The organism is Streptomyces sp. 130 (assembly GCF_007096885.1).
Classification (GTDB): Bacteria; Actinomycetota; Actinomycetes; order Streptomycetales; family Streptomycetaceae; genus Streptomyces.
Genome location: NZ_VJNO01000041.1, coordinates 40,596 through 61,460, shown reverse-complemented (window position 1 = coordinate 61,460; position 20,865 = coordinate 40,596). Strand labels below are relative to the sequence as shown.

Sequence of the window (20,865 nt, the reverse complement as noted above, 5' to 3'; positions counted from 1 at the left end):
ACCCGCACCAGTTCTCCGGCGGCCAGCGCCAGCGCATCGGCATCGCCCGCGGCCTCGCGCTCAACCCGGAGATCATCGTCGCCGACGAACCGGTCTCCGCGCTCGACGTCTCCGTCCAGGCGCAGGTCGTCAACCTGCTGGACCGGCTGCAGGCCGAGTTCAACCTGAGCTACGTCTTCATCGCGCACGACCTGTCCATCGTGCGGCACATCTCCGACCGGGTCGGCGTGATGTATCTGGGCCGGTTCGTGGAGATCGGCACCGACGCGGAGATCTACGACCACCCCACGCACCCGTACACACAGGCGCTGCTCTCCGCCGTGCCGGTGCCGGACCCCGCGGCGCGCGAGTTCCGCGAGCGGATCATCCTGCACGGCGACGTGCCCTCGCCCGCCAACCCGCCCTCCGGCTGCCGCTTCCGCACCCGCTGCTGGAAGGCGCAGAAGCGGTGCGAGCTGGAGGTGCCGCTGCTGGCGGTCCCGGCGGCCTTCCTGGACGCCGACAGCCCGGCCCGGCACGCCTCCGCCTGCCACTTCGCGGAGGAGAAGCGGGTGGTCCCGCCGGAGGGCACGCTCGATGCGGTGCCGGGGGAGGGCGGCCAGGAGGACGCGGCCGGGCGGGCGGCCGAGGCGGCGCAGGCCACTGAGCGGCCCGGACCGGCGGACCGCGACGAGGGCCCGCCCCCGCCCTCCGGGAGCAGCCGGGCCGTCTGACGCGCCGTTAACACACGGGCAACGTCCCCGATATACGGACGCGGCACCATGGACAACGTACGGCCGTGCGGGTGCCGTGGACCGGCCGGAGGGGTGTGACGCCCCCCGGCCGGTGGCCGTACCGGCGGCGGTGCGGGCCCTCTTGTCCGGAGGGCCGCGGCACGGAAGTATCGCCGGTGTGATACTCACCCGCGGAGCGAGAGCCACCGGAGCCGTCCTGTCCGCCGTGCTCGCGGTGATCGTCGCGAGCTGGCTGATACGTGACGTCGATGCGATAGGTTTCGGCCAACTGTGGCGGTACTGGGCCGGGCTGCACGAAGCCCGTACGGGGGCCATGCCCACCACCTCGGGCACGGACCTCGTCCTCTTCGTGGTGTACGTGGCCGTCACCGTGGCCGCGCTGCGTGCCGCGTCCGCCGCGTCAGCGCTCGTCGTCGCCGGGGTGGTCACCCTCGCCGTGCGGCTGCCCGGGCTCTGGACCATCGGCAGCCACCGGATGGAGGCCGCGTACTCCGGCGACCTGTGCTCCCGGGCCCTGATCTGCGCCTTCGTCGCCGTCGCCGCGGGCGCCGCGATGATCATCACGGCCGGGGCCGGCCGCCGCCCGCCCGCCGACTCCTACGAGCGGACGCCGCTCGGGCCGGGCCCCGGCGCGGGCGTCCTCGCCTTCCTGGCGCTGTGCGCCGCCGGGGCCGTGCTGATCGCCTGGGAGATCCGCCAGGTCGTCCGGGACCCGTACTTCTTCCCCGACTGGTACGTGGGCGGTGACCGGATCGCGCAGTACCTGACCGGTCCGCCGCCGGGCTGGGCCACCGTGGTGCTCGCCCTGCTCTGCGTGGCCGCCGGGATCAGCGCGGCGGCGCGGGCCCCGCACGCCCGCCCGTTCGGGCTGGTGGGCGCGGCGGTGCTGCTGCCCGGCGGGGTGTTCGGGGTGGTGCGGATCGTGCACTACGACCTGCTGGAGCACTTCGGCGACCAGTCGACCGAGCTCCGGCTCAGCCTGCTCAGCTCGTTCTTCCAGGCGCTCGCCGCCCTGGCCGCGCTCATCGCCCTCGCCGTCCCCGGCCCGGTCCGCGCCCCGGGCCAGGACCCCTGGGGCGGCGGCCCGGGCTGGGGCCCCGCACCGGTCACGCCCCCGCACCACCCCGGCTACGGCTACGGCTACCCGCAGGGCGGCAGCGGCGGCTTCGGCCCGCCCCCGCCGCCCTCGCAGCCGCCGCCCGGCTGGTGAGTCAGAGCCCCAGCGACCGCTTCAGGAAGTCCACCTGGAGCAGCAGCAGATTCTCGGCCACCTTCTCCTGCGGGGTCATATGGGTCACCCCGCTCAGCGGCAGCACCTCGTGCGGCCGGCCGGCGGCGAGCAGCGCCGAGGACAGCCGCAGGCTGTGCGCGACGACCACGTTGTCGTCCGCGAGACCGTGGATGATCATCATGGGCCGCACCTGCTCGGCCGCGTGCGACAGGCCCGCGTCGGTGACCAGCGAGTTGTACGCGTACACCTCCGGGTTCTGTGCCGGGTCTCCGAGATAGCGCTCGGTGTAATGGGTGTCGTAGAGCCGCTGGTCGGTCACCGGGGCACCGACGACCGCCGCGTGGAAGACGTCGGGCCGCCGCAGGGCGGCCAGCCCGGCCAGGAGGCCGCCGAACGACCAGCCCCGGATGGCCACCCGGCCCAGATCCAGCGGGAAGCGCTCCGCGAGCCCGTGCAGGGCGTCCACCTGGTCGTCGAGGCTGAGCGCCAGATTGTCCTTGACCGCCTTCTCCCAGGCCGGTGAACGGCCGGGCGTGCCGCGCCCGTCGGCGACGACGACCGCGAAGCCCTGGTCCGCGAACCACTGCGAGGTGAGATGCGGATTGTGGGCGGCCACGACCCGCCGGCCGTGCGGTCCGCCGTACGGGTCCATGAGGACCGGAAGCGGACCGTCCGACTCCGAGTACCCGGTGGGGAGCAACACGGCGCACGGAATTCGCCGTGCGCCCCCTTCGGTGAACACCGGCCGCGCGGTCAGCACCGGGCGCTCCGCACGGTTCTCCACGACGGCGATCTCCTTGCCGTCCCGCAGCACCCGCGCCGTCGCCCCGGGCCGCTCCGGCGTCGCCGAGACCAGCACCGTCACCCGGCCCGACCGGACCGCCGTGTGCACGCCGACGCCCTCGGAGACCCGCTCGACGCCCAGCTCGTTGACCCGGTACACATGGCTCTCGCCGGTCTCCGGCTCCGCCGCGTCCGCGCCCGCCGACGCCGACACCAGGACGTCGGATTCCCCGATGTCCAGCACCGACTGGATGTGCAGCCGGCCCCTGGTCAGCGTCCGGTCGCCGACCGCGAGCCGCCGCGCCCCGCCCTCGTCCGTGATCCGCACGAGCCGCCCGTCCGGCGCCCACGCGGGCACCCCGGGGAACAGCTCCAGCCAGACCGGGTCCTCGTCCGCGTGCACGGTCCGGGTCGCCCCGGTCTCCGGGTCCACCGCCAGGTACAGCTGGCTCCGCTGGTCCCGGGCCTGGACGAGCAGCAGCAAAGGCCCGTACGAGGACCAGTGCACCCGCGCCAGATACGGGAACCGGGCCCGGTCCCAGACCACTTCGGTGCGCTTGCCGTCCAGGTCCACGACCTGGAGCCCCACCACCGCGTTGGGCGTGCCCGCGGCGGGGTACGCGACCTCGGCCGGCTGGCGCTCGGGGTGCGCGGGGTCGGCGATCCACCACCGCCGCACGGGGCCGTCGTCCACCCGGGCCACCAGCAGCCGGTCGGACTCCGGCGACCACCAGAAGCCCCGGCCGCGGCTCATCTCCTCGGCCGCGATGAACTCCGCGAGCCCGTACGTGACATGGCCGTCCTCCGGCTCCGCGAGCGCCCGGTCCGCCGCACCGTCCACGCCGACGACGCGCAGGGCACCCTTGGACACATAGGCGACGTGTCGCCCGTCCGGGGAGGGGCGCGGATCGATCACCGGGCCGGGAACGGGCAGCGCGCGCGCCGTGCCCGCGCCCAGATCCGCCACGTACACCTTCCCCGAGAGCGCGAACGCGGCCGACTCGGCGGCCCCGTCCAGCGCGTAGCCCACGATGCCCGAGGAGCCCTCGCGGCTGCGCTCCCGCCGGGCCCGCTCCTGCGCCGACAGGCGCTCATCCGCACCGCCCAGCAGCGCCCGCGGATCGGCCACCAGGCGTTCTCGCGGCCCGGCGCCCCCGTCCAGGTCCAGCACCCACAGCTGCCCCGAGCGGTCCGTACCCGAACCCGAGCGCAGGTAGACCACGCGTCCACCGTCGGGTGACACCGTGAACGCGCGCGGTGCCCCAAGGGTGAATCTCATGGTCCGGGCCGACTGGAGCGGAAACGTGATCTCTGACGAAGTCATGGGCCGAACCTATCGGCCGCGCCCGTCCGTGCGCCCCTCGTGCTGCTGTGCCCCGAACAATGCGGCGCCACGGATAGTTATGATCCGTAGCGCTCGGTGGGTATGAACCTGCTGGCTCCACGCGTGCTGCCCAGTCCCGACCGTACAGATGGAGGTGAACCGCCGTGGCGCTCTCGATTTCGGCGGTGGTGCTGCTGGCGATCATCGTCTTCCTGCTGATCCGGAAGTCCGGACTGAAGGGAGGACACGCGGTCGTCTGCGCGCTGCTCGGTTTCTATCTCGCCAGTTCGTCCATCGCACCCACCATCTCCGAGCTGACCACGAACGTGGCGGGCATGATCGGCGGCATCAAGTTCTGACCGGGTCACCCGTGGGCGGGCGGCGGCCGTGGGGCCTCGTAGGCTGGTCCCATGACGGACCTTCCCGCCCGGCGGCTGCTCCTGGTGCACGCGCACCCGGACGACGAGTCGATCAACAACGGCGCCACGATGGCCAGGTACGCGGCCGAGGGCGCCCTGGTCACGCTGGTGACCTGCACGCTCGGCGAGGAGGGCGAGATCATCCCGCCCGCCCTCGCCCACCTCGCCGCCGACCGGGACGACGCCCTGGGCCCGTACCGCATCGATGAACTCGCGGCGGCCATGAAGGAGCTGGGCGTCACCGACCACCGCTTCCTCGGCGGCCCCGGCCGCTACCGGGACTCCGGGATGATGGGCGCCGAGCAGAACACCCGCCCCGGCGCCTTCTGGTCGGCCGACGTGGACGAGGCCGCCGGGCATCTCGTCGACGTGATCCGCGAGGTGCGCCCCCAGGTCCTGGTGACGTACGACCCCGACGGGGGCTACGGGCACCCCGACCACATCCAGGCCCACCGGGTCGCCACCCGCGCCGCGGAGCTGGCCGCCGACGCCGCGTACCGCCCCGGCTCCGGCGCTCCGCACGCCATCGCCAAGGTCTACTGGAACCGGGTGCCGCGCCGGGTCGCCGAGGAGGGGTTCGCCGCGCTGCGCGCCGAGGCGCCGGAGGCGTTCCCGGGGATCGCCGCGGTCGGCGACGTACCGGGCGTGGTGGACGACGACCGGATCACCGCCGTGATCGACGGCGCCGGACACGAGGGCGCGAAGACCGCCGCGATGCGGGCGCACGCCACCCAGATCGCCGTCCGGGGACGGTACTTCGCCCTGTCGAACGACCTGGCGCAGCCCGTGTTCACCACGGAGTACTACGAGTTGGTCAGCGGCACCCCGGGTGCTCCGGCGGGCGAACGGGAACGGGACCTCTTCGCGGGTGTGCCGGGGGCGGACCGGTGAGCGGCAGCAGCAGGGCGCGGGCCGACGGCGCACGGACGGACGCACAGAAGAAGGACATTCCGGCCAGTGGTCTGGCCGCACCCCTCAACCCCGCCCGGATCGCCGCCCTGTTCGGGCTCGCGGTCCTCGGTGCCGTCGTGGGCATCGCCGGAACGCTCGTCCAGCCCGCCTGGTTCCCCGGCGGGCTGCTCATCGCCCTGGCGGCGGCGGCCGGCCTCTTCTACGGCGGGCGCACGCTGACGGGCACCCAGCCGGGCGCGGTGGCACCGGCGGCGGGATGGCTGATTTCGATCGTCTTTCTGCTCAGCGGGCGGCCCGAAGGGGACTATGTCTTCGGTGACGCGCTCGGCCTCGGGCTCTTCATGCTGGGCGGAATGGCCATCGCTGTGATCTGTGCCACCATGCCGCGATCGTCCGGGCAGCGGACCGAAAGCGGCCGACCTGCCAAGTAATGTGCTCCGTCCGATCCCGTAATGCCCCCTGTCCGTCCGGGGGGTGCGCAGTCGTTTCCCCCGGTCGCGGGGTGTGTGCCGGCGGCGGCCAGTATGGTGGTTCGCGCGCCCGGGCTGCGGCACGGGGGAAGTACGGGCGGCGGAGCCAATCGGGAGAACCTGCTTTGAGTCGTGAAACTGACAGTTCGTCCTCCGGGCCCCAGGGTCGCGGAGGAGCCGCGTACCCCTCGGGTACGCCGCCGTACGGATCCCGCCAGTATCCGTCGACGCACCCGTCGCAGGACGCCCCGGAAGGGTCCCAGGTATCCGGAGGCGCGGACCGGCCCGATGAGCCGAAGACCGAGACGACGCTGACGACGCGCATCCGGATCAACATCCCGGGCTCGCGCCCCATCCCGCCCGTTGTCATGCGTACGCCCGTGAGTGACGCGGAGGGCGAGGGCGAGCGCACCGGCGCCACCCCGCGTCCGGGCGGCGCTCCCGCGTCCGGCAGCGCTCCGCGGACGCCCCAGGCACCGGCCGCCGAGAGCGGCGAGGACGCGGGCCCGGCGGAGTCCGAGAAGCCGCCCAAGGAGAAGAGCGGCGGCAGCGACTGGTTCGCCCCGCGCAAGCCCCCGGCCGCGAAGCCCCCGACGGGGGGCCGGCCCGGCGGCGACACGGACGGCGCGGGCCTCGCGGTGCCGGGCGTGACCGGCGGCCCGGGCACTCCGGCCGGCTCCGGCGGTGCTGGTGGTGCCGGTGGTGCCGGTGTTACGGGCGGTGCTGGTGGTGCCGGCGGTGCCGGTGGCACCGGCGCTCCGGCCGGACCCGGCGGTTCCGGTCCCGGCGGACCCGGTCTCGGCGGTCCCGGCGGCCCCGGCCGGGTCGCCCCGCCCTCCGGCCCCCGTACCGACCTGCCGTACTTCTCGGACGGGCCGCAGCGCGACTTCCCGCAGGGCCCCGGCGAGGGCCCGGGCGGCCCGCGTTCCGCCTCCGTCCCGGGCGTCCGCACCCCCGGCCCGGCCGGCCCCACCACGGGCCCGGCCGCCGGCACCTCGCCGCTCACCCCGGACCTCGACGGCCCCGGCCCCTTCCCGCCGGGCCCCGGTCCGCTGCACCCGGGCGGCCCCGGGCAGGGCGCGGTGCCGCCGCGCATGTCCGACGACACCGCCATCCTCACCCCGCAGTTCGCCCCGCCCCCGGGCGGCCCCGGCGGCAACGTCTCCGGTGACACGCTGAACAGCGGCATCCCCGTCGTGCCCGGCGACCGGAACGTCCCGGGCGGCCCGACGGGCACCGGACCCGGTGGTCCGGGCGGGCCCGGGAGCGCGGCGCCGAAGCCGGCCGAGGCCCGCCCCGCGCCGAAGCCGGCGCCCGCGGCGCCCGCCAAGAAGGGCCGCTCGAAGCTGGTCCTGCTCGGCGCCGCGGTGGTCTGCCTGCTCGGTGTCGCGTACGGCGCCGGACTCCTGATGAACCACTCCGACGTGCCCAAGGGCACCACGGTCCTCGGCGTCGACATCGGCGGCGGCACGAAGGAGGACGGCGTCGAGAAGCTGGACGCCGCGCTCGCCAAGCGTGCCGCGACCCCGCTCAAGCTGACCGTGGACGGCAAGGAGACGGAACTCGCGCCGGACAAGGCCGGGCTCTCCCTGGACAGCCAGGCCACCGTGCGCGCCGCGGCCGGCAGCGACTACAACCCGGTCTCCGTGATCGGCTCGCTCTTCGGCGGCGAGCGGACCGTCGAGCCGGTCTTCCCGGTGGACGAGGAGAAGCTGGGCGTCGCGCTCCAGGACCTGGCCGGCGCCTCGGGCAGCGTGAAGGACGGCACCATCAAGTTCGAGCCGGGCCGGGCCGTCGCGGTGCCGGGCAAGCCCGGCAAGGCGATCGACGTGAACAAGTCGATGGGCGCCGTCCGGGACGCCTACCGCGCCCAGGTCGAGACCGGCAGCGCCAGGACCGTCCAACTGCCCGTCGTCACCAGGGAACCCACCATCAGCCAGGCCGAACTGGACCGGGCGATGAAGGAGTTCGCGGAGCCCGCGATGTCCGGGCTGGTCGTCATCAGGGCCGGCGGCAAGGAGATCCCCTTCGGCCCGGCGAAGTCGCTGCCGCAGATCCTGTCGATGAAGGCGGTCGACGGGAAGCTGGTCGACGTCTACGACAAGGAGGCCATCGACCGGCTCTGCGCCGGGGTCTTCGACGGCATCATGATCACCAAGGGCGACGGCAAGAAGCACCAGCTCAGCGCGGACGACGTGGCCTACGCCATGAAGGGCGCGCTGCTGGGGAAGACCCCCGCCGAGCGCACGGTCACGATCGACCTCGACGGCAACGGCTGACCCGTTCCGCGCCCCGCGCCCCGTGCCTCCCGCCCCCGACCGGACCCCGGCCGGGGGCGGCGGCGCAAGCGGGCGGAACCGCACCCCGGCGGGGCGGCGGCTTCCCCGCACCCGGCCCCCGTACACCCGTCACCCCCGGCGGCATGACATCTGTCATCCCGGATACACGACCGCTGACCCTGCCGCGCGCACCCCGGGCAGGCCAGGCTGGACGCATGACGACGACAGCCACCGGAGCGACCGCGACGAGCACCGCGGTGGTCAGCTTCGACCGGGTCAGCAAGGTCTACGGGGACGTACGCGCCGTCGACGGGCTCACCCTGGACCTGCATCCCGGCGAGACCGTGGCGCTCCTCGGCCCCAACGGAGCCGGCAAGTCCTCCACCCTCGACCTGCTCCTCGGCCTGCGCACCGCCGACTCCGGCACGGTCAGCCTCTTCGGCACCACCCCGCAGGAGGCCATCAGGGCCGGCCGGGTCGGCGCCATGCTGCAGAGCGGCGGCCTGATGGAGGACGTGACCGTCGAGGAACTGGTCCTGCTCGCCTGCGACCTGCATCCGCGCCCCCACCCGGTCGGCGAGGTGCTGGCCCGGGCGGGCATCGCTTCGATCGCCGGCCGGATGGTCAACAAGCTCTCCGGCGGCCAGGAGCAGCGCGTGCGGTTCGCGCTGGCCACCGCCGGCGCCAACGACCTCATCGTCCTCGACGAGCCGACGACCGGCATGGACGTCACCGCCCGCCAGGCGTTCTGGGCCACCATGCGCGAACAGGCCGAGCAAGGCCGTACCGTCCTGTTCGCCACCCACTACCTCGAAGAGGCCGACGCGATCGCCGACCGGGTCCTGGTCCTGCACAAGGGCCGCCTCCTCGCCGACGGCACCGCCGCCGAGATCAAGGCGAGGGCCGGGGCCCGCCGGATCTCCTTCGAACTGGAGGGCGCGATCGACCGGGCCGCCCTGCGCGCCCTGCCGTTCCTCGCCTCGCTCGACATCACCGGCAGGCGGGTGCGCATCCAGTCGCACAACGCCGACGCGACCGTGCACGCCCTCTACGGCCTCGGTCTGTACCCGCGCGAGCTGGAAGTCGCCGGACTCGGCCTGGAGCAGGCCTTCGTCGCCATCACCGAGGCCGAGGAGGCCAAGAAGCCGTGCTGAATCTCTTTTCCGGGGCCCTCATCCGGCTCGAAGTCACCCGCACCCTGCGGAACAAGAAGTTCATGTTCTTCTCGGTCATCTACCCGTCGGTGATCTACCTGCTGATCTCCGGCACCCAGAACGACACCGCCACGATCCCGCACACCGATCTGACCCTCCAGTCCTTCTTCATGGTCTCCATGGCCTCCTTCGGCGCGCTGACCGCCGTCCTCATGGGCAACAGCGAGCGCATCGCCAAGGAACGCGAGAAGGGCTGGGTGCGCCAGCTGCGGCTGACCGCGCTGCCCGGCCGGGGCTACGTCCTGGCGAAGATCGCCGGTGCCGCCATCGTCACCCTGCCGTGCATCGTCGTGGTCTTCCTCGTCGCCGCCTCCGTCAAACACGTCCGCTTCGACCTCTGGCAGTGGTTCGCGCTGACCGCAGTCATCTGGGCCGGCTCCCTGGTCTTCGCCGCGCTCGGCGTCGCCATCGGTTACGTCACCAGCGGGGACGCGGTCCGCCCGGTCACGATGATCATCTACTTCGGGCTCTCCGTCCTCGGCGGCCTCTGGATGCCCAGCGCGACCTTCCCGCAGTGGCTCCAGAACATCTCCGAGTGGCTTCCCACCCACGCGTACGCTGCACTCGGCCAGGCCGTCGAGACGGGCGGCGCGCCGCACGCCAAGGACGTCGCCGTCCTCTGTGCCTACTTCCTGCTCTTCGCGGGCGGCGCGGCCTGGCTCTACCGGAAGGACACCTTGAAGGCGTGAACGACGACGAGACGCCGGCGGGGCCCGGGAAGCCGCCCGCGGCCGCCCGGCAGGCCGGGATCAAGCTGCTGTGGATCGGCATCTGGCTCGCCTTCATGAGCGCGCCGGTCAAGGACCTCGCCGACGGCAACCACACCCCGTGGGCGACCGCGCTCGGCGTCCTCGGGCTGCTGGTCTTCGTCGGCTCCTACCTGGTCCTGGTCTTCCGGCACACCTCGAAGGCGCCCGACCTCTTCCGGGTACGGGCGTCGATCGCCTTCCTCGGGGCCCTGGCGATGCTGCTGGCGCTGACGTTCGGCACGCCCTGGCTGGTCCTCTTCGTGTACGTGGCGGTGTCGGCCGGTGCCACGATGCCGCTGCGGACCGCGCGGTGGCTGGTACCGGTCGTCACCGCCGTCATGGTGGGCGTCGGCGCGACCCTGGAGGACGCGCGTGAGACCGTCACCGCCCTGGTCTTCCCCGCCCTGCTGGGCGGCTTCGCGATGACGGGCGTACGGCAGCTGGTCCGCACCACGATCGAGCTGCGCCAGGCCCGGGCCACCGTCGCGCAGCTCGCCGCCAACGAGGAGCGCCTGCGCCTCGCCCGCGACCTGCACGACCTGCTGGGCCACTCCCTCTCGCTGATCACCCTCAAGAGCGAGCTGGCCGGCCGGATGCTTCCCGACCGGCCCGAGCTGGCTGCCGCCCAGGTCGCGGACATCGAACAGGTCAGCCGCCAGGCCCTGGTGGACGTACGCAGTGCCGTCACCGGATACCGCCGGCCGACCCTCCCCGGCGAACTGGCCGGGGCCCGCACCGCGCTGGCCGCCGCCGGGGTCGACGCCGACGTCCCGGCCGACATCCCCGACGGGCTGCCCGAGAAGACGGAGGAGGTGCTCGCCTGGGGGCTGCGCGAGGCGATCACCAACGTCGTACGCCACAGTGGCGCGCACCGCTGCACGGTGACCCTGGCCCCCCGTCAGACCCTGGACGGGCGGGTGCTCGAACTGACCGTCGCCGACGACGGCCGGGGCACCGCCAAGACCACGCCCGGCAACGGCCTCACCGGCCTCACCGAACGCCTCGCCTCGGTGGACGGCACCCTCATCACCCGGGCCACGCAGCCCCGTTCGGGCAAAGGCTTCACCATGGTCCTCAGCGTCCCGTTCGCATCCGGCCTAGGATCCGCGGAATGAGCATGATCAGACTCCTCCTCGCGGAGGACCAGTCCATGGTGCGCGAGGCCCTGGCGGCGCTCCTCGGCCTGGAACCGGACATCGAGGTGGTCGCCCAGGTCGCGCGGGGCGACGAGGTCCTGGCGGCGGCCCGGGAGCACTCCGTCGACGTGGCCCTCCTGGACATCGAGATGCCCGGCATGACCGGCATCGAGGCGGCCGGCCGGCTCCGTGAGGCCCTGCCGGACGTGAAGGTCGTGGTCGTCACGACGTTCGGCCGGCCCGGCTATCTGCGCCGCGCCATGGAGTCGGGCGCCGACGCCTTCCTGGTCAAGGACGCCCCGGCGGCCCAGCTGGCCGAAGCGGTACGCAAGGTGCTCGCCGGCGAACGCGTCATCGACCCCGGCCTCGCCGCCGCCGCCCTCGCCGACGGCGCGAACCCGCTGACCGACCGCGAACGCGAGGTCCTGCGCACCGCCTCGGACGGCTCGACCAACGCGGAGATCGCCGCCGCCCTTCACCTCTCCCAGGGCACCGTCCGCAACTACCTCTCCATGGCGATCCAGAAGCTGGCCGCCCGCAACCGGGCCGAGGCGGTCCGCGTGGCGCGCGAGAAGGGCTGGTTGTAGGGCGGGCGGGGGCGCTCCGCCGTCCGGCCGCCCCGCCGTCACCGCCCCGGGGACACCAGCCCCGCCTCGTACGCGATGATGACCAGCTGCACCCGGTCGCGCGCCCCCAGCTTGGCGAGCAGCCGGGTCAGATAGGTCTTCGCCGTGGCCACACTGATGACCAGGCGCTCCGCGATCTCCGCGTTGGAGAGCCCGCTGCCGACCAGCACCAGCACCTCCCGCTCCCGCTCGGTGATCGCGGAGAGCGGGGCCGGGGCGGCCGGGGCGGACGCGGGACGGGCCGCGAACTCCTTGATCAGCCGCCGGGTGACGCTCGGCGCGAGCAGGGCGTCGCCGGAGGCCACCACCCGGACCGCCGCCAGGATGTCGTCCAGCGCCATGTCCTTGACCAGGAACCCGGCCGCACCGGCGCGCAGCGCCCCGTACACGTAGTCGTCGTCATCGAACGTCGTCAGGACCACGACATGCGCCTCGCCGCCCTGCGCGGCGATCCGCGAGGTGGCCTCGATGCCGTCCATGCCGGGCATCCGGATGTCCATCACGACGACGTCCGGCGCGAGTGAGGCGGTCAGCCGGACCGCCTCCTCGCCCGTCCCCGCCTCGCCGACCACCTCGATGTCCGGGGTGTCCGCCATGACCATCCGCAACGCGGTCCGCACCAGCGGCTGGTCGTCCGCGAGCAGGACGCGGACCGGGGGAGGGCCGGCCGCCTCGCCGCCCGCGTCCTGGGCGCCGTCCCCGGGCGCGCCGGGGCGCCCGCCGCCGCTCATGAGGCCGCTCCCCGCACCGGCTCCGACGTCTGCTCCGGGGGCGCGGGCGCGGGCCCCCGCGTACGGTCCGGGGGCGCGGGCGCCGGCTTCCGTGTACGGTCCGGGGGCGCGGGCGCGGGCTCCCGGGTACGTTCCTGCGTCTGTTCCGGCGGCGCGGGCACCGGCTTCCGCGTGCGGTCCGGCGCGGGCACCGGCAGACGGGCGGTGACCCGGAAGCCTCCGTCCGGAGCCGGGGCGGCGGCGAACTCGCCGTGCAGCAGCGCCACCCGCTCCCGCATCCCGGCCAGGCCGAAGCCGGGGGCCGCACCGCGCCCCGGGGCGCGCGTCCCGCCCCGGCCCCGGTCCGTGATCTCGACGGTCAGCTCCTCCTCGCCGTATTCGACGCGGACCCGGCAGGCGTCGGTCTCCGCATGGCGCACCACGTTGGTCACCGACTCCTGGACGATCCGGAACGCCGACAGCTCCAACTCCGGCGGCAGCGCACGCCGTTCCCCCCGCCACTCCACCTCGACCCGGACCCCGGCGGCGGTCGTGGCCCGGGCGAGCCGGTCGATGTCGGCGAGGCCCTCGGCGGGGCGCAGCGGCGCGTCCTCGCGCCCCGCCGGGTCCTGGCCGGGCCCGGTCTCCCGCAGTGCGCCCAGCATCCTGCGCAGCCCCGACAGCGTCTCCCGGCCGGCTGCCTCCACCGCGCTCATCGCCTCCCGGGCCGCGTCCGGCTGGGTGTGCACGACCCTGGCCGCCGCGCCCGCCTGGAGGGCGATGATGCCGACGCTGTGGGCCACCACGTCGTGCATCTCGCGGGCGATGCGCAGCCGTTCGGCGACGAGCGCCCGGTCCGTGGCCCGGGCCGTCAGGTCGGCGTCGTGCCTGCGGCTCTCGTACACCGAGCGGCCCACAAGCCAGGCGACGACCGCCGTCAGGGCGACGGCCAGCTCCGCCGACACACCGGCGCCCCATCCCGCGAGCACCCGGTAGCTCACGTAGGCGACCAGGACGACGACCGACAGGACGAGGGCGAGGACGCCCGTGCGCAGCGGGCGGGCGGCGGCCGTGAAGTACAAAGCGACATCGACGGCCAGGAACTGCGCCAGGGGGATCTCCGCCACCCCGAGCGGCATGGTGGCGAGCGCGGAGGCGGCGAGCAGCAGGGCCATGGCGCTCAGCGGGCGCCGGGTGAGCCACCGGCAGCCGGCCAGGAGCAGGGCCGTGGACAGCAGATGGGTCAGCAGGCCGTCCCAGCGGTAGAACAGGACGCCGGGCAGGACCGACGCCCGCTGCTCGCCGGGCAGCCGGACCCGCATGAGCAGCGTGAGCACCATGCCCCCGCACCAGGCCGCCGCCACCCACGCGCCCGGTGGGACGCGTCCGAGCAGGGGCAGGATCGGTGAGCTGGACATGCGCCGAGCGTACCCAGCGCCGAACCCCCTTGCATCGGACCGCGGTTGTACACCCACGGGTGCAGAGCGGCGCCCCGGGATGTCAGCGACGGTCCGACGACACAGCCCGGTCGCGGCCCGCAGGGTGGGGTCCGTGATCGAAGCCAACGGACTGACCAAGCGATACGGCGGCGCCACCGCCGTGGACGATCTGACCTTCACCGTGCGGCCGGGCGAGGTGACCGGCTTCCTCGGGCCCAACGGGGCGGGGAAGACCACCACCCTGCGCATGCTCCTGGGCCTGGTCGAGCCGACCGCCGGAACGGCCACCGTCCGGGGCCGCCCCTTCCGCGACCACCCGCGCGGACTGCGCCACGTCGGCGCCCTGCTCGACGCGGGCGACGTCCACGGCGGCCGGACCGCCCGCGCCCACCTCGCCGTGCTGGCCCGGAGCAACGGCATCCCCCGCGCACGGGTCGACGGGGTGCTCGAAGAGGTGGGCCTCGCGGCAGCGGCCCGCCGCCGCGTCGGCGGCTTCTCGCTCGGGATGCGCCAGCGCCTCGGCATCGCCACGGCCCTGCTCGGCGACCCGCCCGTCCTGCTCTTCGACGAACCCCTCAACGGCCTCGACCCGGAAGGCGTGCTGTGGGTGCGCGGGCTCTTCCGCCGGCTCGCCGCCGAAGGCCGTACCGTCTTCGTCTCCAGCCACCTGATGACCGAGATGGAGCACACCGCCGACCGGCTCGTCGTCATCGGGCGCGGCGCGCTCGTCGCGGCCGAGAGCCTGAGCGCGTTCGCCGCCCGCTCCGCCCGCCGCAGCGTCACCGTACGCACCCCGGACACGGCGGACCTGACACCGCTGCTGACCGCCGAAGGCGCCTCGGTGGCCGCGGACGGCGACCGGCTCACGGTGACCGGGCTCCCCGCCGAGCGCATCGGCGAACTCGCCCTGCGCCACCGGGTGCTGCTCCACGAACTGACCACCCTCGGCGCCTCGCTGGAGGAGGCGTTCATGGAACTCACCGCGGACAGCGTCCAGTACCCGGCAGGAGACCCCCGATGACCACGGCGACCGCCGCCCCCGTCACGCGCGTCGAGACCCGCGCGCGCTTCACCGACCTGATCGCCGCCGAGTGGCTGAAGACGTGGTCGCTGCGCTCGACACCCTGGCTGTACGCGCTGGCCGCACTGGCCGTCGTCGCGTTCAACGCCGGTGCGGCCTACGACCACTACAAGTACTGGTACCAGTACGACCAGGGCAGCCAGGAGTTCTTCGTCAGCCACCGCCTGGCACTCGTCGACGCCTTCACCGACAACTCCGCCCTGGTGCTCGTCCTGGCCCTGGCCGCGATCGGCGCCGTGTCGGTCACCGGCGAGTACGGGACCGGGCTCATCCGCACGACGTTCACGGCCGTGCCCGCCCGGCGCTCGGTGATGGCCGCCAAGGCCCTCGTGCTCGCCGCCGTCACCACGGCCTTCGGCGTGCTCGTCGGCGCGGCCTCCTACGCCTCGACCAGCGCGATACTGTCCGGACGCGGCGCCTCGGTCTCCCTCGGCGACCCGGGAACGCTCCAGGTCCTCGCCGCGTCCGCGCTGCTGGCCCCGGTCGCCGCGCTCACGGGCCTCGCGCTCGGCACGGTGATCCGGCACACGGGGGCGTCGGTCGTGGCGTGCGTGGTGGTCCTGCTCCTGCTCCCGATGGTCCTCAGCGACCGGCGCCACCTGACGGCGGTGCTCCGGCACACCCTGCCGTTCAGCGCCTGGGACCGCCTGGCGGGCGGCGCCCTCCCGCAGCCCCCGGCCGAGCTCCACCCGTGGTCGGAGGCGGGTGCGTGGACCGTCTACGTCCTGTGGGCGCTGATCGCGGGGGCCGTGGCGGTGTGCGCGGTGCACCGCCGCGACCAGTGAGGCGGCGGGGCCGCGCGCTACGCTCCCGGCGCGCGGAAGTAGTGACCCTCGTCCAGGTCCTCGACGAGCCCGGGCCCGGCCGGCTTCCAGCCGAAGCGGTCGCGGGTCAGGGCGCTGGACGCGGGCGAGTCGAGGCTCACCATGCCGGCCAGCCAGCCGAAGTGGCCGGCCGCGTCCTCGGGCGCGACGGAGGCCGTGGGGACGCCGAGGTGGCGGCCGATGGTCTCGGCGACGGGCCGCAGCGCGACGCCCTCCTCGGCCGCCGCGTGCAGCGTGGAGCCGGCGGGGGCCTGCTCCAGGGCCAGCCGGAACAGGTGGGCGGCGTCCGCGCGGTGGACGGCCGGCCAGCGCTGGGAGCCGTCGCCGACGTGGCCGGAGACGCCCTTGGCGCGGGCGATGGCGACGAGGCCGGCCACGAAGCCCTGGTCCCCGTCGCCGTGGACCGTCGGGGGCAGCCGGACGACGGACGAGCGGACGTTCCGGGAGGCGAGCGCGATCGTCGCCCGCGCGTTGTCCTGGCGGCCGCCCGGGCCCCCGGCGGGCGCGTCCGGGGCGGAGCTCTGCCCGTCGTCCTCGGTCGCGACCCGGCCCGGGGCGAGCCCGAGGAGTCCGGACGCGATGACGAAGGGCTTGCCGGAGCCGGCGAGCGCGTCCCCGAAGGCGTCGATGGCCTTCCGGTCCGCGTCGGTGGCGCCCTGGAAGTCCCCGGAGAACGCGATGTCGTGCTTGAACGCGAGGTGGAGCACCCCGTCCGCCTCGGCGGCGGCCTCGCGCAGCACGTCCAGGTCGTCCAGCGACCCGCGCCGCACCTCGGCCCCGGCGGCGGCCAGGGCCTCGGCCGAGGCGTCCGAGCGGGCCAGTCCGACGACCCGGTGACCTGCCGCGATGAGCTCGGGAACGACCGCGGAACCGATCCAGCCGGACGCGCCGGTGATGAATACACGCATGGGAAAACCTCCTGGAACAGGCCGGCGAACCGGGCAGCCCGGACATCCGGCCGACCCTTGATGTCAGCGACTGTCATCACCGTACTCCTGATGTCAGTCACTGTCATCCCATAGACTCGCCGTATGGGTCGATGGGAGCCGGACGCGCGCGGCAGGCTGGAGCGGGCCGCCATGGAGCTGTACGGCGAGCGGGGTTACGAGCAGACGACCGTCACCGAGATCGCCAAGCGGGCCGGGCTCACGGAACGCACGTTCTTCCGGCACTACGCGGACAAGCGCGAGGTGCTGTTCGCCGGCTCCGCCCTGCTCCGGGAACGCCTGGTGAGCGGCCTCGCCGGGGCTCCCCCGGCCGCGTCCCCGATGGGCGCGGTGGCGGCGGCGCTCCAGGCGGCGGCGGCCGTGTTCGACGATCGCCACGAGCAGGCCCGGCAACGGCAGCGGATCATCACGGCCAACGCGGAGCTCCGGGAGCGCGAACTGGTGAAGCTCGCCTCGCTGGCCGCGGCGATGGGGGAGGCCCTGCGGGCGCGCGGCGTCGGCGAACCGGCGGCCAGTCTCGCGGCCGAGGCGGGGATCGCCGTCTTCAAGGTCGCCTTCGAGCGCTGGATCGACACCGTCGGGGCGCGCGGCCTGGGCGCGTTCATCCTGGAGGGGCTGGCCGGACTCGAAGCCCTGATGGCGGGCGGCCGGCCCTGACCCGGCGACGCCCGCCCCGCCGGACGCGGCGGGCGTTCTCGCGGAGGGCCCCGTCCGCCGGAGCCCCGCGTCGGTCTGCCGTGCGCGACGAGCAGTGACTGCCGCGAGGCGATCGGCGGTGCCCGCCCGGCAGCGCGGGGTACCCGGCCCCGGCCGCCGCAACCGTCCCTTAGGGTCGTACGGATGACCGGACTCGACGCGACCCGCGCCTACTACGACACCGTCGCCGAGGACTACGCCGCACGCGTCCCCGGCCTCTTCGCCGAGGACGTGCCGGGGCGCGCGCTGATCGGCGCGTTCGCGGAGGAGGTCCACGCGGACGGTGCGCTCCCCGTCGCCGATCTCGGCTGCGGCCCGGGCCATGTGACGGCCCATCTGGCCGGACTCGGGCTCAGCGTCCACGGCGTGGACGTGTCGCCGCGCATGGTGGACGCCGCCCGCCGCCGCCACCCGGACCTGCGCTTCGAGACCGGATCGATGGACGCGCTCGCGCTGCCGGACGCAGGCCTCGGCGGGATCGTCGCCTGGTGGTCCGTCCTGCACACGCCGCCGGACCGGCTCCCGGTCCTCTTCGCGGAGTTCCGCCGCGTCCTGGCCCCCGGCGGCCGGCTGCTGCTGGGGTTCCACGCCGGGAACGGGGAGCCCTACGTCTCGCAGAAGCGCGCCGGCGGTCTCGCGTACGCCATCCACCTGCTGTCCCCCGACCGGGTCGCCGGACAACTGGAAGAGGCCGGATTCGCCGTCACCGCCCGGCTGACCACGCCGGGGGCGAGGTGGCCCCAGGTGTGTCTGCTGGCCCGGGCGGCCGGTGCGTGAGAGGTGACCTGGCCGGCACCTTGGTCAGGTGGGGTGCCGGCCAGGAGCTGTGGGCGCCTCAGGCGCGCGTGACGCGGGCGATCGCCTCGACGGTCAGGGCGCGGTCGTGCGGTTCGGTTTCCAGCGCGCGGTGGATGGAAAGGCCCTCGATCAGCGCGTCGAGCTGACGGGCCGTCGCCGGGTCGAAGTGCCACTCCAGGGCGACCCGGCTGCGGCGCATCCACTCGCGGGTCAGTTCGCGGTAGGCGGGCTTGCGGGCGGCGAGGGTGTACAGCTCGTGCGTGAGGACCAGTTCGCGCTGATTGCCGCCGGACAGATGATGGACCAGATCGGCGACCGCCTCGCGCGCCTCGTCCTGCGTGGCGGCGGCGCCCAGGCGCTCCTCGAAGACGGCGACGATGCCGCTGGAGAAGCGGGTGAACGCCTCCCGCAGCAGCTCGTCCATGCCGGCGAAGTGGTACGTCATCGAACCGAGCGGCACCCCGGCACGGGCGGCGACCTTGCGGTGCGAGGTCCCGGCGACCCCCTCGGCCGCGATCAGGTCGAGCGCGGCGGTGATGATGCGCTCCCGCCGCTCGGGGTCGTTCCGTCCGGTCGCCACCTGGGTCCCTGTCTCTCGTCTAGATCGAACGGATCACCCGGGCCGGATTGCCCACGGCGACCACGTTGGCGGGGACGTCCTTGGTGACGACGGCACCCGCGCCGATGACGCTGTTGTCCCCGATGGTCACCCCGGCCAGCACGATCGCCCCGCCGCCGAGCCAGACATTGTCGCCGATCGTGATGGGCCGCGCCGCCTCCAGCTTGTCCCGGCGGGGCTCCGGCTCCACCGGGTGCGTGGGCGTGAGCAGCTGGACGTTCGGCCCGATCTGGCAGTCGCGGCCGATGGTGATCGGCGCGACGTCCAGGGCGGTGAGGTTGTAGTTGATGAACGTGTCCGCGCCGACCGTGATGTACGAGCCGTAGTCGACGTACAGCGGCGGCCGGATGTGCGCCCCCGCGCCGAGCCCGCCGAGGAGTTCGGCGACGACGGGCTGCGCCGCGTCCGGGTCCTCGGTGTAGGCCGCGAGATAGCGGGCGGCCAGCCGCACGGCCCGCTTCTGGGCCTCGACGATCTGCGGGTCGTCCGCGATGTAGAGGTCTCCGGCGAGCATCCGCTCGTGGTTCGTCCGCGGATCACCCGCGAAGTAGTCCGTCATGGGTACGAGCGTACACTCCAAGGCGTACGAACGTACGCTCGTGCGTCCGCCGTTTTTCCGACCGTCTGACGAGGCCCTGCTGTATGGATGCCGCCACACGCCGCTGGCGTGCCGCCCTCTTCCTCTTCATGCTCGCCGCGGGTACGGGCATGGCCTCCTGGGTCGCGCGCACCCCGGCCGTCCGCGACGGGCTCGACGTGTCCACCGGTGCGATGGGCCTGGTGCTGTTCGGGCTCTCCACCGGTTCGATGGCCGGTGTCATGACGTCCGGTCCGATGGTGCGGCGCCGAGGGGGCCGGGGGACGATCCTGGCCGGCGTCACCCTGATCGTCGCCGGGCTGCTCGTCGTCGCGGCCGGCACCGCCCTGTCGCTCGCCGCCGTGGTCTTCGCGGGCCTGGCCCTGTTCGGCGGCGGCATGGGGATGAGCGAGGTGGCGTTCAACATCGAGGGCGCCGCCGTCGAGACCGTCATCGGCCGGCCCGTCCTGCCCGTGCTGCACGGATGTTTCAGCCTGGGAACCGTCGTCGGGGCGCTCCTCGGCATGGTGCTGACGGCCGCCGCGTTCCCCGTCGGCTGGCACCTGACACTCGTCGCGCTCCTGATAGCCGCGGCCGGCACCCGGGCGGTCCTGGCCCTCCCGCACGGCACGGGGAAGGAGGACGCACCGGCCGCCGGGCCCGAGCGGGGCGCCGGCTTCCTCGGCCAGATGCACGTCTGGCGCGACCGGCGGCTCGTCCTGATCGGCGTCATCGTGCTGGCGATGGCCTTCGCGGAGGGCGCGGCCAACGACTGGCTGCCGCTGCTCATGGTCGACGGCTACGACGTGAGCCCCACGGCGGGTTCGCTGACCTTCCTGGTCTTCGCCGCCTCGATGACCCTGGGCCGGATGGCCGGCGGCCCCTTCCTGGAGCGGTTCGGCCGGGCGCTGGTGGTCCGGGTCAGCGGCCTGACCGCCGCACTGGGCCTGGCGGTGGTGATCGTCGCCCCGAGCCCCGTGATGGCGGGCGCCGCCACGGTGCTGTGGGGGCTCGGCGCCTCGCTCGGCTTCCCGGTCACGGTCTCCGCCGCGGGCGACCACCCCACGGACGCCGCCGCCCGGGTGGCCGCGGTCTCCACGGCGGGCTACGGCGCCTTCCTGGTCGGCCCGCCCGCCCTCGGCTTCCTCGCCGACCACATCGGCCTGCGGCTCACGATGACCGTGGTCCTGGCGCTGGTGGCCGTGGCGGCGCTGCTGGCCGGGGCGCTGGGCCCCGGCCGCGCGAGCGACGCGGCCGGCACGGAGGCGGCACCGGCCGCGCCGTGAGCGCCGAAGCC

General features: G+C 74.3%; 21 protein-coding genes. 15 read left to right on the top strand and 6 right to left on the bottom strand.

Features of this window, described 5'->3' with window-relative positions; all coding sequences use genetic code 11:
* Together FKN01_RS27265 and FKN01_RS27260 are read left to right on the top strand one after the other, a co-directional pair.
* Positions 1 to 713: ABC transporter ATP-binding protein (locus FKN01_RS27265; RefSeq protein WP_143625140.1), on the top strand; the 713-nt coding region annotated here is incomplete at its 5' end.
* A 178-nt stretch (positions 714 to 891) separates the two neighbouring features.
* Complete coding sequence (locus FKN01_RS27260) at positions 892 to 1,944, top strand: hypothetical protein (protein WP_260697023.1); 1,053 nt, start codon at positions 892 to 894, stop codon at positions 1,942 to 1,944.
* Position 1,945: 1 nt separating this feature from the next.
* Here FKN01_RS27260 and FKN01_RS27255 read toward each other — a convergent pair whose 3' ends face one another.
* Positions 1,946 to 4,027, bottom strand: a complete 2,082-nt coding sequence (locus tag FKN01_RS27255; RefSeq protein WP_398933267.1) for a prolyl oligopeptidase family serine peptidase — start codon at positions 4,025 to 4,027, stop codon at positions 1,946 to 1,948.
* Positions 4,028 to 4,236: 209 nt separating this feature from the next.
* On the opposite strand from FKN01_RS27255, the gene FKN01_RS27250 reads away from it, so the two are divergent.
* The 8 genes from FKN01_RS27250 (at position 4,237) to FKN01_RS27215 (ending at position 11,838) form a co-directional block, all read left to right on the top strand.
* On the top strand, positions 4,237 to 4,431 hold the full coding sequence (locus tag FKN01_RS27250) for a hypothetical protein (RefSeq protein WP_018100847.1): 195 nt from the start codon (positions 4,237 to 4,239) through the stop codon (positions 4,429 to 4,431).
* A gap of 51 nt (positions 4,432 to 4,482) precedes the next feature.
* Positions 4,483 to 5,382, top strand: coding sequence for an N-acetyl-1-D-myo-inositol-2-amino-2-deoxy-alpha-D-glucopyranoside deacetylase (mshB, locus tag FKN01_RS27245; RefSeq protein WP_143625136.1), 900 nt, complete (start codon positions 4,483 to 4,485; stop codon positions 5,380 to 5,382).
* Entirely contained in the window at positions 5,379 to 5,834 is a 456-nt protein-coding gene (locus tag FKN01_RS27240) for a DUF6113 family protein (protein WP_143625134.1), read from the top strand. Before mshB ends, FKN01_RS27240 begins: the two co-directional genes overlap by 4 nt.
* A gap of 419 nt (positions 5,835 to 6,253) precedes the next feature.
* A complete protein-coding gene (locus FKN01_RS32655; protein WP_313906179.1) occupies positions 6,254 to 8,152 on the top strand; it encodes a peptidoglycan binding domain-containing protein in 1,899 nt (632 codons plus the stop codon).
* 215 nt (positions 8,153 to 8,367) lie between these two features.
* Entirely contained in the window at positions 8,368 to 9,306 is a 939-nt protein-coding gene (locus FKN01_RS27230) for an ABC transporter ATP-binding protein (RefSeq protein WP_143625132.1), read from the top strand.
* Positions 9,307 to 9,368: 62 nt separating this feature from the next.
* Positions 9,369 to 10,055, top strand: a complete 687-nt coding sequence (locus FKN01_RS27225) for an ABC transporter permease (RefSeq protein WP_260697025.1) — start codon at positions 9,369 to 9,371, stop codon at positions 10,053 to 10,055.
* Positions 10,052 to 11,230 carry a sensor histidine kinase gene (locus FKN01_RS27220; protein ID WP_143625128.1) on the top strand — a complete coding sequence of 393 codons (1,179 nt, stop codon included), beginning with the start codon at positions 10,052 to 10,054 and terminating at the stop codon, positions 11,228 to 11,230. The genes FKN01_RS27225 and FKN01_RS27220 overlap by 4 nt, the downstream gene beginning before the upstream one ends.
* Positions 11,227 to 11,838, top strand: a complete 612-nt coding sequence (locus tag FKN01_RS27215) for a response regulator transcription factor (RefSeq protein ID WP_143625126.1) — start codon at positions 11,227 to 11,229, stop codon at positions 11,836 to 11,838. The genes FKN01_RS27220 and FKN01_RS27215 overlap by 4 nt, the downstream gene beginning before the upstream one ends.
* Before the next feature lie 38 nt (positions 11,839 to 11,876).
* On the opposite strand, the gene FKN01_RS27210 is transcribed toward FKN01_RS27215, so the two are convergent.
* Entirely contained in the window at positions 11,877 to 12,608 is a 732-nt protein-coding gene (locus FKN01_RS27210) for a response regulator transcription factor (RefSeq protein WP_313906178.1), read from the bottom strand.
* Positions 12,605 to 14,005 carry a sensor histidine kinase gene (locus FKN01_RS27205; RefSeq protein WP_143625124.1) on the bottom strand — a complete coding sequence of 467 codons (1,401 nt, stop codon included), beginning with the start codon at positions 14,003 to 14,005 and terminating at the stop codon, positions 12,605 to 12,607. The genes FKN01_RS27210 and FKN01_RS27205 overlap by 4 nt, the downstream gene beginning before the upstream one ends.
* 133 nt (positions 14,006 to 14,138) lie before the next feature.
* Between FKN01_RS27205 and FKN01_RS27200 the strand changes: the two genes are divergently transcribed.
* Together FKN01_RS27200 and FKN01_RS27195 are read left to right on the top strand one after the other, a co-directional pair.
* On the top strand, positions 14,139 to 15,047 hold the full coding sequence (locus FKN01_RS27200) for an ABC transporter ATP-binding protein (protein ID WP_143625122.1): 909 nt from the start codon (positions 14,139 to 14,141) through the stop codon (positions 15,045 to 15,047).
* On the top strand, positions 15,044 to 15,892 hold the full coding sequence (locus tag FKN01_RS27195; protein WP_143625120.1) for an ABC transporter permease subunit: 849 nt from the start codon (positions 15,044 to 15,046) through the stop codon (positions 15,890 to 15,892). Before FKN01_RS27200 ends, FKN01_RS27195 begins: the two co-directional genes overlap by 4 nt.
* A 17-nt stretch (positions 15,893 to 15,909) precedes the next feature.
* On the opposite strand, the gene FKN01_RS27190 is transcribed toward FKN01_RS27195, so the two are convergent.
* Entirely contained in the window at positions 15,910 to 16,839 is a 930-nt protein-coding gene (locus FKN01_RS27190; RefSeq protein ID WP_143625118.1) for an SDR family oxidoreductase, read from the bottom strand.
* A gap of 123 nt (positions 16,840 to 16,962) precedes the next feature.
* On the opposite strand from FKN01_RS27190, the gene FKN01_RS27185 reads away from it, so the two are divergent.
* The gene (locus tag FKN01_RS27185; protein WP_221939381.1) at positions 16,963 to 17,535 is read left to right on the top strand and encodes a TetR/AcrR family transcriptional regulator; all 573 of its coding nucleotides are present in this window, start codon (positions 16,963 to 16,965) and stop codon (positions 17,533 to 17,535) included.
* Positions 17,536 to 17,718: 183 nt separating this feature from the next.
* Positions 17,719 to 18,351, top strand: a complete 633-nt coding sequence (locus FKN01_RS27180; RefSeq protein WP_143625115.1) for a class I SAM-dependent methyltransferase — start codon at positions 17,719 to 17,721, stop codon at positions 18,349 to 18,351.
* A gap of 58 nt (positions 18,352 to 18,409) precedes the next feature.
* Here the strand turns inward: FKN01_RS27180 and FKN01_RS27175 are convergent, their stop codons facing one another.
* Positions 18,410 to 18,952: a TetR/AcrR family transcriptional regulator gene (locus FKN01_RS27175; protein ID WP_143625113.1), complete on the bottom strand. Its 543-nt coding sequence runs from the start codon at positions 18,950 to 18,952 to the stop codon at positions 18,410 to 18,412.
* 19 nt (positions 18,953 to 18,971) lie between these two features.
* Positions 18,972 to 19,550, bottom strand: coding sequence for a sugar O-acetyltransferase (locus tag FKN01_RS27170; RefSeq protein WP_143625111.1), 579 nt, complete (start codon positions 19,548 to 19,550; stop codon positions 18,972 to 18,974).
* A 65-nt stretch (positions 19,551 to 19,615) separates the two neighbouring features.
* On the opposite strand from FKN01_RS27170, the gene FKN01_RS27165 reads away from it, so the two are divergent.
* On the top strand, positions 19,616 to 20,854 hold the full coding sequence (locus FKN01_RS27165) for an MFS transporter (RefSeq protein WP_398933265.1): 1,239 nt from the start codon (positions 19,616 to 19,618) through the stop codon (positions 20,852 to 20,854).
* The last annotated feature ends 11 nt before the right edge of the window (positions 20,855 to 20,865 follow it).

What these genes read in the sequence shown, in the direction of transcription:
- mshB (WP_143625136.1), top strand. Translation starts at nt 4,483, where the DNA reads ATGACGGACCTTCCCGCCCGGCGGCTGCTCCTGGTGCACGCGCACCCG.
- FKN01_RS27255 (WP_398933267.1), bottom strand. Translation starts at nt 4,027, where the DNA reads ATGAGATTCACCCTTGGGGCACCGCGCGCGTTCACGGTGTCACCCGAC.
- FKN01_RS27205 (WP_143625124.1), bottom strand. Translation starts at nt 14,005, where the DNA reads ATGTCCAGCTCACCGATCCTGCCCCTGCTCGGACGCGTCCCACCGGGC.
- FKN01_RS27230 (WP_143625132.1), top strand. Translation starts at nt 8,368, where the DNA reads ATGACGACGACAGCCACCGGAGCGACCGCGACGAGCACCGCGGTGGTC.
- FKN01_RS27185 (WP_221939381.1), top strand. Translation starts at nt 16,963, where the DNA reads ATGGGTCGATGGGAGCCGGACGCGCGCGGCAGGCTGGAGCGGGCCGCC.
- FKN01_RS27190 (WP_143625118.1), bottom strand. Translation starts at nt 16,839, where the DNA reads ATGCGTGTATTCATCACCGGCGCGTCCGGCTGGATCGGTTCCGCGGTC.
- FKN01_RS27170 (WP_143625111.1), bottom strand. Translation starts at nt 19,550, where the DNA reads ATGACGGACTACTTCGCGGGTGATCCGCGGACGAACCACGAGCGGATG.
- FKN01_RS27225 (WP_260697025.1), top strand. Translation starts at nt 9,369, where the DNA reads ATGTTCTTCTCGGTCATCTACCCGTCGGTGATCTACCTGCTGATCTCC.
- FKN01_RS27195 (WP_143625120.1), top strand. Translation starts at nt 15,044, where the DNA reads ATGACCACGGCGACCGCCGCCCCCGTCACGCGCGTCGAGACCCGCGCG.
- FKN01_RS27215 (WP_143625126.1), top strand. Translation starts at nt 11,227, where the DNA reads ATGAGCATGATCAGACTCCTCCTCGCGGAGGACCAGTCCATGGTGCGC.
- FKN01_RS27210 (WP_313906178.1), bottom strand. Translation starts at nt 12,608, where the DNA reads ATGAGCGGCGGCGGGCGCCCCGGCGCGCCCGGGGACGGCGCCCAGGAC.
- FKN01_RS27180 (WP_143625115.1), top strand. Translation starts at nt 17,719, where the DNA reads ATGACCGGACTCGACGCGACCCGCGCCTACTACGACACCGTCGCCGAG.